Source organism: Paenibacillus sp. CB74, assembly GCF_055687625.1.
The window spans coordinates 95615-109029 of record NZ_CM146009.1; the positions used below are offsets into that span (position 1 = coordinate 95615).

Here is a 13415-nt window from a genome sequence, read left to right on the forward strand (position 1 = left end):
GGAGGGAAGGCAATTCGAAAAGCTCTTGCTGATTGGAATGTCAGCAAGAGCTTCTGTGAGAACAATGATTAGATTAACTGCAAGCGCAGTTCAGTACAGGTTTACGAGCTGCTGTTGTTTCATCCAGACGAGTGACCGGTGTTCCGTAAGGTGCGTTGAGTACCAACTCTGGTGTCTCTTCCGCTTCTTTGGCAATCCGTATCATCGTATCAATGAATCCATCCAGCGTTTCTTTGCTTTCGGTTTCCGTCGGCTCGATCATGATGCATTCTTCAACGTTGAGCGGAAAGTACACCGTTGGCGGGTGATATCCAAAATCAAGTAATCGTTTGGCAACATCCAGTGTACGCACACCATACTGCTTCAATCCCCGACCAGACATGACGAATTCATGTTTGCATACCCCTGGATACGGAATCTCGTAGTAAGGTGCGAGACGGGCCATCATATAGTTGGCATTCAGTACGGCACACTCCGATACACGGCGTAAGCCTTCCGGTCCATAGGTGCGAATGTAGGCATAGGCACGTACCAAAATACCGAAGTTGCCATAATACGCTTTGACCCGGCCAATGGATTGATCTCCTTCACGGTCCAGTGAATACACACCATCATCATTCTTGATCACCATCGGTTTAGGCAGGAACGGGATCAGACGGTTCTTCACCCCGACGGGTCCGGCACCAGGTCCACCACCGCCATGAGGCGTGCTCATCGTTTTGTGCAAGTTCAGATGCACCACGTCAAAGCCCATATCACCCGGACGGGTAATGCCCATAATGGCATTGGAGTTCGCGCCATCGTAGTACAGCAAGCCACCAGCTTGGTGTACGATGGATGCAATCTCCTGAATGTCTTTCTCGAACAAACCCAGTGTATTCGGGTTCGTCAGCATCAATGCTGCTGTATCCGTACCAACGGCTGCACGGAGTGCGTCCAGATCAACCAGTCCATCTGCGCGGGATGGAATCGTCACGGTCTCAAATCCTGCAACGGTTGCACTTGCCGGGTTGGTGCCGTGAGATGAATCGGGCACGATGACTTTGGTACGTTGTTCACCACGATCTTCGTGGTACGCACGAATCATCATAAGTCCAGTCCATTCTCCATGGGCACCAGCGGCTGGTTGCAGGGTTACCGCATCCATACCTGTCAGCCCCGCAAGGTCATTTTGCAAAGTATATAACAGTTCAAGTGCACCTTGAATGCTGGATTCATGCTGATAAGGGTGGATTTTGGCGAAACCATTGTAACGTGCAACATCCTCATTAATCTTCGGATTGTATTTCATCGTACAAGAACCCAGCGGATAAAATCCGTTATCTACGCCGAAATTACGACGGGACAGCGCAGTATAGTGTCTGATAACATCTACCTCAAATACTTCTGGCAGTGCTGCTGCTTCCGAACGGAGCATTTCCCGGGGAATCAACGTATCAACAGCCTGACGAGGAACGTCACATTCCGGCAGGGAATAAGCGACACGTCCAGGGCTGCTGAGTTCAAAGATCAAGGATTGTTCCGGAGCAGGAGATAAGGTCTGTGCGCTGAATGTTGTAGCTGTCTCAGATTGAGCCGGAGTGGAGACAGAGGCACCCATTTCAGATTGTCCTTGTCCTTGTATCGATGTTGTCGTTGTTGTCGTTTCCTGAGTCACAGCGATCCCTCCAATACTCGTGCAAATTCGTCGATCTCTTCTTTGCTACGTCGTTCGGTAACAGCAATAAGCATATGTCCGGCAAGCTCCGGATAATCACGTCCAAGTTCATAGCCACCAATAAAGCCCGCATCCAACAGTTTCAACTGAAGGGCATCCACGTCAGTTCCTTCAGGCAGCTTAATCACAAATTCATTGAAAGTTGGGGCATTAAATGTCAGGCTAACACCGGAAATCGCAGTTAATGTATTTAGGGTGTAATGACTCTTTTGCAGATTCAGATCCGCGACATCAATCATGCCTTGTTTACCCATAATGGACATATATACAGATGCGCTGAGTGCAAGCAGAGCCTGGTTGGAACAGATGTTGGATGTCGCTTTTTCGCGGCGGATGTGCTGTTCACGTGCTTGCAGTGTGAGTACAAATCCACGTTTGCCGTTGCGGTCCATTGTCTGGCCTACAATTCGGCCAGGAATTCGGCGCATATGAGGCTGGGATACGGCGAAATATCCGCATGTCGGGCCGCCGAGTGAAGCGGCGATGCCAAGGGGCTGCGCATCGCCAACAACGATGTCGGCACCCAGCTTGCCTGGGGCTTCCAGCAGACCCAGCGATAGCGGGTTAGCACTTACGACGAGCAGGCCCTTGTGCGCATGCACGAGGTCGGCCGCTTGTTTTACATTTTCCACGGCACCAAAGAAGTTCGGGCTCTGGATCATGACAGCTGCGGTATCATCCGATATGGCGGCTTGCAGGGCATCCCAGTCCGTGACCCCATCCTTATAACCGATCTCGATAATCTCCAGACGGAGTCCGTGCGCATACGCCTGCAATACCTGACGGGCTTCCGGATGAACGGTACGGGATACGATAAGCTGTTTGCGACGAGTTGCCGCTGCGGCCAGATTACCTGCTTCAGCAAAGGCGGTTGCGCCGTCATACATACTGGCATTGGCTACAGCCATACCGGTTAATTCACAAATGTAGGATTGAAATTCGAAAATAGCCTGTAGTTCACCTTGACTGATCTCAGGCTGATAAGGTGTGTAGGCAGTGTAGAACTCGGAACGTGAAATGACATGATTGATGACGGAAGGAACATGATGATCGTATATGCCTGCGCCGAGGAAGCTTGCGTGTGTTTCGAAATTGGCGTTGGCACCAGCTTGTTTGGACATGTGCCGTGTCAGCGCATATTCATCAAGTTTGGAGGATACGGGCAGCTCGCCCTGATAACGAATCTCCTGAGGAATGTCCTGGAACAGTTCCTCCAGTGAATCCACACCGATGGTTGCGAGCATGGCACTCTGATCCTGTTCTGTCATGGGAATGTAGCGGTGCTTGCTCATGATTGATCAGCTCCTTGAGTAAGTGTCTTTGACGTACGTGTCCGTTTATGAAAAGGGGTCTTTACGACCTCGGCTTTCAGTTTCTTCCCTCGGATCTCAATCTCAAGCGGGGTTCCCAGCGCAGCGTATTTGCTGTCGATGAGGGCAAGCCCCAGATTACGCTTCAATGTAGGTGATTGCGTGCCTGTTGTCACTTCACCGATCTGTACGCCTTCGGCGTAAATCGGATAGTGGGAGCGAGGAATACCGCGCTCCAGCACTTCGATGCCGACCAGTTTACGGGCGGGCCCGTCATTTTTTTGCTGTAACAAGGCTTCGTGTCCGATAAAAGGTCCAGCATTCAGTTTCACAAACATACCAACGCCAGCTTCAAGCGGAGAGATGGTTGCCGACAATTCCTGTCCATACAGGGGCAGCCTAGCTTCAAAGCGCAATGTATCTCGGGCACCAAGTCCGGTTGGCACCAGTCCGTGACCTTCGCCTGCTTGCATTAATCCGTTCCAGACGGTAGCGGCCTGATCTGCTGGAATATATAGTTCAAAGCCATCTTCACCGGTATAACCGGTACGGGACAACAGCAATTTTACTCCACAGACTTCGGCATCCTGCACAAAACGAAACGGTTCAATCGTGGATACATCCGTTTCGGTAACTTTTCCGATAATATCCACAGCCAGTGGACCTTGCAGGGCAAGTAGCGCCGTCTGCTCCGAATCGTTGGTCATGTTTACGCCAGGGATCAAGTGATCTTGCAGCCACGCCCAGTCCTTGTCGATATTGGAGGCGTTAACGACGAGCATATAATGCTGATCTTCCAGCTTATACACGAGCAGATCATCCACCACACCACCATCTGGATAACACATCAGGGTGTACTGGGCTTGACCGGGAACCAGCGTGGTTACATCATTGGTTGTCATTTGTTGCAAAAAAACTTCAGCCTGCTCACCCTGTACAGTGAATTCGCCCATATGGGATACATCAAACAGTCCAGCACGCTCACGCACCGCTTCATGTTCTTTCTGGATTCCGCTGAATTGCACCGGAAGCTCCCAGCCTCCAAAATCAATGCACCGTACGCCTTCGTATTGCTGATACAGGGGAAAGAGTGGTGTTCTAAGCAAATCGGACATCAAATCACCTCGTCATGGGCCGTCAAACGGCCGAATATGCAATCGTGGATCAATGAACCAGGGTATTTTTTAATTTATCAGCTAGAAGTCATTCGTAGATAAGTATGGTAAGGCAGCTATGGCAGCGCCGATTGAAATCCTGTTTTTCGTTTTTTTGGGAAAAAGGAAAAGGACAGGCCAAAGAATCGGCATGCCAAGTAGCACGCTGTATTCTAAGGCTCTGTCCCTTGTACCTGAGAGTTACCCCGCTGTATTGTACAACAGGTTTCCCCTTGGGTGATCATAACGCCCGTACAGGGCGAATAGATGCTCTCCAGAGTTGCGTCCCGTAAAAGTCCTTTTGCCTGAGAGATTCACCCCCGCTTATCGGTGGTTTACTCCTTCGGCGTTACCTCATGTACATCCCGAATCGGGTGTCACGGGTAATCTCTCCCTTTACATTCATCCGCGGGTATAACATAGTCCAATAAACACATTTACTCTCCTCATTAAAACGTGAATCCACTACTGATGTCAAGAACGATATCATTGATATTGAATTAAAACCGAATATTTATTGTATTTTGAATTATATTGTTCGTGTATTTAAAAAGACTGCGCTTACTATTCTAGTTTTCACCAGTATATGTAGAAAGAGTGTATTTAGGTTACGGTTTGGAGAGGCCGTCATCAAATAAATTGTGAGGTATCTTGACATTTGAATCCGAAATATCATACGCTATGTTCTGGGAAAAAGGTTAAGGTCAAAGAACGCATGCACTCATTAATGAAAAGCGAGGCGGATATCGATGAGCGAATTGAAAAGTGATTTCCTGTACAGTGAAGAGCACGAATGGGTGCAAACCGTAGGGGAGGATACTGTACGTATTGGCATTACCGAGTTCGCGCAGCATCAGCTGGGTGACATTGTGTTTGTGGAATTGCCTGACCTTGAATCCAATGTAAAAGCAGAAGACAGCATTGGAACGATTGAATCGGTCAAAACGGTGTCGGACTTGTTCTCTCCCGTCACAGGTTCAATTATTGCAGTCAATGATTCGTTGCAGGACTCACCTGAACTTGTGAACAGTTCTCCTTACGAGGAAGGCTGGATGATTGAGATCCGTGTTGAGGGAGATCTGACAGCAGCGTTGTCTGCATTGATGAATGCAGATGCGTATCGTAAACATACGGAAGAATAGGATCAACGGACTTGTACTTATTAACATATACTTTATAAAAAAATGAAATAAACTTCATATTGTTTCGACCTGTGTGAGCCGGATGCTTGCACAGGTTTTTTGTGCTTTCCAGGAATGGTTTTGAATAGGGATCGAGGCAGATTAGGGATGTAAATCACCTGATTGGACCAAGCTATAGGTTAGAAAATGATGCTGGAAATGACAAAAGTCATAGGCAGGAAAAGCCTTGTGTACCAATGGTTTTAGCCATTATGCATCAATAAAAACGATTACATAACCTAATGTTGTCATCATTGTTCATGACGAAAGTACGCTTTCATTTCATTGAACAGGAGAGCATTCTCGCTTAGGATTACAGCAGGGGAGAAATGATACCCCTTTCATAAGTCATAATCACTTGATCCAAGGAGGATAATACAATGAGTAATTTGGACCAATCGTCCAATTCCAAAGGTGGGCTACGGGTAGGTGTGCAGCGTTTTGGCCGATTCCTGAGTGGTATGGTCATGCCGAATATGGGAGCGTTCATCGCCTGGGGATTAATTACGGCCATGTTCATTCCAACAGGCTGGTTCCCTAACGAGACACTAGCACAGTTAGTTGATCCAATGATTAAATATTTGCTCCCACTGTTAATTGGTTACACCGGGGGTACGATGGTGCATGGTCAGCGTGGTGGTGTCGTAGGTGCCATTATGACCATCGGGGTCATCGTGGGTAGTGATATTCCGATGTTCCTCGGTGCCATGATTGCCGGACCACTGGCAGCATGGATCATCAAAAAATTCGATAAATCAATCGAAGGTAAAGTTAAAGCCGGATTCGAAATGCTGGTTAACAACTTCTCAGCCGGTATTATTGGCGGGATCTTGGGGATTTTTGCTCTACTGGGTATTGGGCCAGCTGTAGAAGCGATTAGCAAAGTATTGTCTGCCGGTGTGCAAGGTCTGATGAATCTGGGCTTGCTACCGCTGGTCAACCTGATTATCGAACCAGGTAAAGTATTGTTCCTGAACAATGCAATCAACCACGGTATTCTGACACCAATTGCAACAGATCAGGCAAGAGAATTAGGACAATCTGTTCTATACATGCTTGAATCCAACCCGGGTCCGGGACTGGGTATCTTGCTTGCTTACTGCTTCTTTGGACGCGGAATGGCCAAATCTTCTGCACCAGGTGCCGTTATCATTCATTTCTTCGGGGGAATTCATGAGATCTACTTCCCTTATATTCTGATGAGACCGATTCTGATTCTTGCCGCAATCGCGGGTGGCGTCGCAGGTACATTAACATTCATGCTCACCGGAGCAGGACTTGTTTCGGCACCATCACCGGGTAGTATTATCGCGTATTTCCTGTTAACACCAAAAGGTGGATACCTGCCAATGCTCGCAGGGGTGCTTGTAGCAGCAGTCGTTTCATTCTTGATTGCAGCAGTGTTGCTGAAAACGGGTAAACAAAAGGACGAAGATTTGGAGTCCGCATCCAGTCGGATGAAAGACATGAAGAGTCAAGGAACCGTGCCAAACGCAGGCATTACGGCTAATAATCATCGTGAAGCAGACAGAGCTTCAGATAAGGCTTCTTCTACAGTGAAAACAGATGTGAAGAAGATTGTCTTCTCCTGTGATGCAGGCATGGGGTCGAGTGCCATGGGTGCTTCCATTCTCCGCAAGAAGATGAAGGCAGAGGGGATTGACGTTACGGTGACCAACACGGCCATCAGTGATATCCCGCCGGATGCAGATGTGGTAATCACACAACAAATATTAACCGATCGTGCCCGCTCCGTTGCGCCGAACGCAGAACATATATCCATCGACAACTTCCTAAAAAGCCCGGAATACGATGCGCTTGTTGAACGTCTGAAGTAATTGCGCGCAATCGTTTTCCCTGAGCCGGAGGCTGAGATATGAGTATTACCAAAAGACAACGTGAAATCGTGGAGTTTCTGCTGGAGCATCCACATGAAGTCACTGCCGGTGAAATTGCCGTTGAAGTAAAGGTTAGTACCCGAACGGTTCACCGGGAGCTGCAAATGATTGAACAATGGCTTGAACCTTTGGGCATGAGGCTGGAAAAAAAATCAGGAACCGGTATCCGAATTGATGCCAGTTCCGATGATCTGGCTGTATTGCGCCAGCAACTGGAGGGTAAAGAATATGTAGAGTTTACGCCGGAAGAGCGTAAGCTCTTCATGCTTTGCATCCTGCTTGATGAAGCGGAGCCTGTGAAATTACTCGCTCTGGCTTCGGATTTGAAAGTGACCGTATCCACCGTAACCACAGATCTGGATGATCTGGAGTCACGGATTCGTCAGGCGGGACTGAAGCTGGTTCGCAGACGTGGATATGGCGTCAAGATTAACGGGAGTGAGACGATTCATCGCACAGCCATAGCTGCACTTGCTTTGGAATTTCTGGATGAATCCGACCTGTTCGGAAGACAACCTGAACAAGGTGGCTCCATCGTAAACCAAAAATTGCTGGATATGATTGGACACGGTGATGTGCTTACGATCGAAAATGCGTTATGGCAACCAGATATCGAATGGCTGGAGAACATCCCGGAACGCCAATACATGAAGCTGCTGATTCAATTATCCGTCGCAGTTGTACGTATTCGTAAAGGCTTTGGCATTGGCCGTATTTCTCCGCGAGAGAACATGGAAGATGCAACTGCAGAGCAGGATGAGATGAAGGTTCCACCTTATATGGCTTCCCGCTTATGCGGTGTGTTATCCACTCAACTGGGGCTGACATTCTCCCAAGATGAGCAAGCTTATTTTCACAGATTATTAGTTGAGACAGAGCAGCGAATTCACTCTTCGCGGCTGTTGCCAATCGACGACTTGATTTTACTGGACAGGGTACATTCACTGATTGATCAGATGCAGGCAAGAACGCATTACACCTTTCATGAGGATCGATTGCTTCGTGAAGGTCTGCTTGGTCATATGCAACCTGTAATGGAGCGAATTGAAGGGCAACAGATGATACGTAATCCGCTACTGCAGCAGATTCGCAAAGATTATGACTCCCTGTTCGAAGAGGTCAAACAATCTGTTGGGCAAGCTTGGCCAGGCACAGACGTTCCGGATGAGGAAATTGGTTTCTTGGTCATGCACTTTGGGGCTTCCATCGAGAGGTTGCGTACATTGAAACGGGAGATCAGGGCGATTATCGTGTGCACAAGCGGAATTGGATCATCGCGCATGCTATCCAGCCGATTGTCCAAGGAGATTCCCGAGATTCGAATCATGGATAGCGTGTCCTGGTATGAAGCTGCCCGGATACCTACAGATCAGTATGATCTGGTGTTATCGACGGTCGATCTGCCGATGGATGAGCATCAGTATTACAAAGTGAGTCCACTGCTTACGGCAGAAGAGAGCGAACGTCTGCGTCATTTTATCCGGACAACAACGTTACAACGACAGCATAATAAGCCCCGTGAAGCAGAGGTTCAGACAACAAGTCGTTACTCAGACCCTGATGGAATGGAAGCTATTTTAGTTGAAATCGTCCGAATTATCGGCAAGTTTCAGGTGTACCCGCTGGATAATCAGGATATCGGGTTCTATAAAACGGTGTATGCGATGTGCAACGTGCTCCATGGAACGGGCGTGTTGAAGGAGCCAGAGGAGATCGCAAAACGGCTGGAGGCACGTGAAGCAGTGGGGAGTCAGAAGATTCCCGGCACAAGACTTGCACTGTTTCATACACGAAGTGAGGGGATATACAGGCCGTCTATCAGTCTGTTTCAGCTCACGGAGCCACTTCTTCGTACGCCGGTTGATCCGGCAGGAGTTACCCATGTTCTTTTGATGCTCGGTCCGAGAGAATTATCCAAGGAAAGCCTGGAGGTTCTCAGTGAGATTAGTGCCCTGTTATTGCAGGAAGAAATGATTACATTGCTGGAAAAGGGAATCAGGGATGAACTCATTCATTACCTTTCCCAGGAACTCGTTGGATTCTATCGCAGTAAAACCGAAATTGGAGGTCAACCACTATGAGTATGTTAACAACAGATAAAGTCATCATGAATGCGACGGCTCAGGACAAATACGAAGCGATTCGTATGGCAGGACAGATTCTGAAGGATGCGGGACATATTACCGCTGATTACATTGAGAAGATGATTGAACGTGAAGAGATTGTCTCAACCTATGTAGGGAACGGACTTGCGATTCCGCACGGCACGAAGGAATCCAAAGCATTCATTTTATCCACAGGCATCTCCGTTATTCAGTATCCACAGGGGGTTGATTTTGGCGATGAAAAGGCTTATATGGTCATTGGTATCGCGGCTCAAGGCGGGGAACATATGGAGATCTTGACTAGCATTGCGGTGATCTGTGCTGAGGATGAGAACATGGAGGCCCTGCGTCTCGCGAAAACAGCCGAAGAAGTTATCGCTATTCTGGAAAGTGAAATGGAGCTATGAAGGCCCTACACTTTGGAGCAGGTAACATTGGACGCGGTTTTATCGGATTAATCCTCTCCCGGGCAGGGTATGAGGTCATTTTTTCAGACGTGAATCAGACATTGGTAACCACTCTCCAGCAACGGGGTCAGTATACGGTGGAACTGGCTAACGAGAGCAAGGATCAGGAGACTGTGACAGGCGTAAATGCGATCGATGGAACCCAGCTGGAGACAGTTGCCCAAACCGTTGTGGAAGCTGATCTGATCACAACCGCAGTGGGCGTGGGCGTACTGAAACATATTGCACTAGGTATTGCGAAGGGACTTGAAAAAAGACTGAATTCCGGTCCTGCACTTAACCCTCTTCACATTATTGCTTGCGAGAACGCCATTGGAGCCAGTACACAATTGAAAGAGCATGTATATGCTCTGCTCAAAGATGAGACACGTTCCCTTGCGGATCAGTACGTGTATTTTCCAGATTCGGCCGTAGACCGGATCGTGCCTATCCAGCATCATGAAGATCCTCTGCATGTGCAGGTGGAGCCTTTTTACGAGTGGGTGGTGGATCGTTCCCAGATGGCCCCGGCCTTCAAACCGGTTGAGGGCATTCTGTATGTTGATGATCTGGAGCCTTATATCGAACGGAAGCTGTTCACGGTGAATACAGGACACTGCGTTGCAGCATATATCGGTCATGTACACGGGTATGACACGATTCAGAAGGCTATTGCCGACGAGAAAGTGAAATCGATTGTATACGGTGCTTTGCAGGAAACCGGAAAAGTATTGGTGAAGCGTTTTGCATTCAACCCGGAAGAGCATGAGCAGTATATTGTCAAAATATTGGGACGGTTCGTCAACCCGTATCTCACTGATGAGGTTACTCGTGTTGGTCGTTCCCCGCTGCGCAAATTGTCTCCGAATGATCGTCTGGTTCGCCCTGCCCTTCAGGCATATGCGGATGGAACCGAAACGATCTATCTGGCTATGGGCATGGCAGCAGCCTGCAAGTTCGATGTCTCCGATGATCCGGAAGCAGTGGAACTACAGGACATGATTCGCCAGAAGGGAATTACAGCTGCGCTCCACCATTACACGTCGATGGATGAGCATCATCCGGTGCTTGAACAGGCTGTTGCCCAGTATAACCAAATGTAAGAGCAGCGGTAGCCAGCTAACAATATAGATTAGGCATAATGAAGAAGAGCCATACAGTTGTTAACTGTGTGGCTCTTCTTTTGGTTGATGTTTATCGGCATAGTCATCCAAACAGCGCTGACATATACACGATTTTCGGCGCTGTTCTGCCGGAATGCGGTCAAATACACCCTCCGGGAAAATAGCCCGGTTACACCAGCATTCCGAATGAGGATGTCCTGCGGCATAAGAACAGCGATTAGCTTCACCGCATAATGGGCAGACAAGAACATCGATAGGGATGTGCTCTTGATCGTCTTGTTCTGCAGACATACAGTTCTTCCCTCCCTGTGGAATAGCTACGAGCTGAAGTTGAACATACTGCTCCCAGTATAACAGAAATGCGTCAGTGATTATGGAATTCACTGTGTATATATGACTTCCGGTTTACCACCACATCTGTTTCTCCCAGGGGTTATTCATTCTTCAGGCGGTAGTTCAATCTTCAGGCCTTCCACATGTTTACGTCCCATTAATTTGCGTTTCTTTCGATTTTCCTTTGTTTCCAGCACAATGTCCAAGTCATAATCGTCACCTGGATAAAGCTCATCGGCAGATATATGCAGGGTCAGGCGTTTCTTATGGATTTTGACTTTGCGTCCACGTAGCATGACCCCGATATTTCCACGGCTATCCTCCACATCACATACGATTCCCGACTGATTCAGATAGGCCGCATACACCCGATCCCCTTTGCGAAACGTTTTGGCAGGAGCAGCAGAATCCAACTCTCTGGTTGTTCGCTGTTTGTGGAGACCGATTGAATTTTTGGATTGCTTCGTCTGATTCAACTGATTTCGATTGGATAACTCTGTCGGGTCGTCTGCCTCCTTAGCGGAACGCTCCGGCGTCAGGATCGGAGTTTCCATAGGAGGTGACGTGAACACCATTGTACGATCTCTCGAAATACTTTGATCTGACAGGGACTTGGAACGCTCGATAATTCGCTGTGGCATGCCCAGCTTTAATGCGATGGAATAAGCATAGCTCTCACCAGCTTCTCCGATACGCAATCGATACAGCGGCTGGAGAGTAACGGTGTCAAATTCCATACGGGCATTTTCGAATCCTGGCGTGGCCGCAGCAAAATGTTTGATTTCACCAAAATGGGTTGTCGCCACAACGGTTGCTCCGCGGCTGTGCAGCTCCTCCAGCATGGCAATGGACAGTCCGACACCTTCACCGGGATCTGTGCCGGAAGCCATCTCATCAATAAGCACCAGAGTTGACGTATTGGCCTGTTCCAGTATGCCAATCATATTGCGAATGTGTGCAGAGAATGTACTGAGTGCCTGTTCCAGACTCTGCCCGTCACCAATATCAACCGCTACCTCGGTATAAACAGCCATCTCGCCACCTTCCTCTACCGGAATAAGCAAACCGGATTGCATCATCAGGGTTAACAAACCAAGGGTTTTGAGTGCAACCGTTTTACCCCCGGTATTCGGGCCCGTAATAATGAGCGAAGAATACGTCCTGCCAATGGCGAAATCAAGCGGAACCATGGAAGAACCCATGAACGGATGACGTGCACGTTGAAGGCTGATATGGCCCTGAGTATTGACTTGAACGGTACGTCCGTCCATGGTGGCCGCATATTTGGCTTTGGCAAACAGGAAGTCCAATACACCAACCGTTTCGGTGTTCAGTGCGATTTCACGGTTATACGATTCGGCCAGAGAGGTTAAATCACCGAGAATTCTCATCTCCTCTCGGGACTCCTCCGCTTGTAGAGCGGCCAATTCCATCTGCAGACTTACTAACTCAACAGGTTCAATATATACGGTTTGCCCGCTTCCGGATTCATCCAGCACACTGCCTTTCACCTGTTTGCGGAACTCTTTCTTAATGGGCAGAACGGTTCTTCCTCCGCGTTGGCTGATGACATGCTCCTGCATAATGGAACGATGTTTACTCACCAGAGAATCAAGCTTTCGTTTCATACGCTCCTCATTCACCGTCATTTTTTTGCGAATACGAGTCAGCTCCTTGCTTGCTTGATCCTGAATGCGTCCACTATGGATGCAGCGCTCGATCTCACGCAGCAAAGGTTCGATTAGAATCATGGATGCTGCATAGCGACTAACGGTGGGAGCGGCCCCAGATTTGCCCTCCATGTACTTCATGAGTTGTGCACAGCTCCGCAGGAACTGAGCAAGATGACTGAAGTCACGTTCACTGAATAGATAACCGGTGCCAAGCAGATCCATAATCGTTTCCATTCCGTCGAGTGAAGGGAGGGGGATACTGGCCCCGAAACGAATCAACGCAGCCGCTTCTGCTGTTTCTTCCAGGCGCAGCTGGATCAGGCGAGCATCTACCATCGGTTTTAGTTCTCTGGCATAACGTTTGCCCAGATAAGACAGGGCGCAGTCTGTAACATTTTTTTGAATTTGTGGATAACCCAGACTGTTTAATGTGCTCTCATTCATGCGTAATCTCTCCTTGAATTTGAATTGGGA

At 48.4% G+C, this 13415-nt stretch carries 10 protein-coding genes and 2 riboswitches; of the genes, 5 read left to right on the plus strand and 5 right to left on the minus strand.

All coding sequences use genetic code 11. The annotated features are described in order from the left end of the window. Window positions 1-73 precede the first annotated feature (73 nt). From gcvPB to gcvT, 3 genes are read right to left on the minus strand one after another with little or no spacing between them, the layout of a single operon-like run. Complete coding sequence (gene gcvPB / locus ACX9NY_RS00460) at window positions 74-1657, minus strand: aminomethyl-transferring glycine dehydrogenase subunit GcvPB (RefSeq protein WP_472476669.1); 1584 nt, start codon at window positions 1655-1657, stop codon at window positions 74-76. Continuing rightward, a complete protein-coding gene (gene gcvPA / locus ACX9NY_RS00465; protein ID WP_472476670.1) occupies window positions 1654-3009 on the minus strand; it encodes an aminomethyl-transferring glycine dehydrogenase subunit GcvPA in 1356 nt (451 codons plus the stop codon). The genes gcvPB and gcvPA overlap by 4 nt, the downstream gene beginning before the upstream one ends. Next, complete coding sequence (gcvT, locus tag ACX9NY_RS00470) at window positions 3006-4142, minus strand: glycine cleavage system aminomethyltransferase GcvT (protein WP_472476671.1); 1137 nt, start codon at window positions 4140-4142, stop codon at window positions 3006-3008. Before gcvT ends, gcvPA begins: the two co-directional genes overlap by 4 nt. Before the next feature lie 218 nt (window positions 4143-4360). After that, window positions 4361-4461: riboswitch (glycine riboswitch) on the minus strand. Between the two features lie 3 nt (window positions 4462-4464). Then, window positions 4465-4587, minus strand: a riboswitch (glycine riboswitch). A gap of 343 nt (window positions 4588-4930) precedes the next feature. Here gcvT and gcvH point away from each other — a divergent pair. The 5 genes from gcvH (at window position 4931) to ACX9NY_RS00495 (ending at window position 10914) form a co-directional block, all read left to right on the plus strand. Further along, window positions 4931-5323, plus strand: coding sequence for a glycine cleavage system protein GcvH (gene gcvH, locus ACX9NY_RS00475; protein WP_339236898.1), 393 nt, complete (start codon window positions 4931-4933; stop codon window positions 5321-5323). Between the two features lie 419 nt (window positions 5324-5742). Continuing rightward, complete coding sequence (locus ACX9NY_RS00480; protein WP_339236896.1) at window positions 5743-7200, plus strand: PTS mannitol transporter subunit IIBC; 1458 nt, start codon at window positions 5743-5745, stop codon at window positions 7198-7200. A gap of 38 nt (window positions 7201-7238) precedes the next feature. Continuing rightward, window positions 7239-9341 (plus strand): BglG family transcription antiterminator, encoded by a 2103-nt coding sequence (locus ACX9NY_RS00485; protein ID WP_472476672.1) that lies wholly within the window; start codon window positions 7239-7241, stop codon window positions 9339-9341. Beyond that, a complete protein-coding gene (locus ACX9NY_RS00490) occupies window positions 9338-9772 on the plus strand; it encodes a PTS mannitol transporter subunit IIA (protein ID WP_339236891.1) in 435 nt (144 codons plus the stop codon). Before ACX9NY_RS00485 ends, ACX9NY_RS00490 begins: the two co-directional genes overlap by 4 nt. Then, a complete protein-coding gene (locus tag ACX9NY_RS00495; protein ID WP_472476673.1) occupies window positions 9769-10914 on the plus strand; it encodes a mannitol-1-phosphate 5-dehydrogenase in 1146 nt (381 codons plus the stop codon). The genes ACX9NY_RS00490 and ACX9NY_RS00495 overlap by 4 nt, the downstream gene beginning before the upstream one ends. A 60-nt stretch (window positions 10915-10974) precedes the next feature. Here the strand turns inward: ACX9NY_RS00495 and ACX9NY_RS00500 are convergent, their stop codons facing one another. Together ACX9NY_RS00500 and ACX9NY_RS00505 are read right to left on the minus strand one after the other, a co-directional pair. After that, window positions 10975-11226 carry a cysteine-rich CWC family protein gene (locus ACX9NY_RS00500; protein ID WP_472476674.1) on the minus strand — a complete coding sequence of 84 codons (252 nt, stop codon included), beginning with the start codon at window positions 11224-11226 and terminating at the stop codon, window positions 10975-10977. A 146-nt stretch (window positions 11227-11372) separates the two neighbouring features. Next, window positions 11373-13385 (minus strand): endonuclease MutS2, encoded by a 2013-nt coding sequence (locus ACX9NY_RS00505; RefSeq protein WP_472476675.1) that lies wholly within the window; start codon window positions 13383-13385, stop codon window positions 11373-11375. Window positions 13386-13415 lie beyond the last annotated feature (30 nt).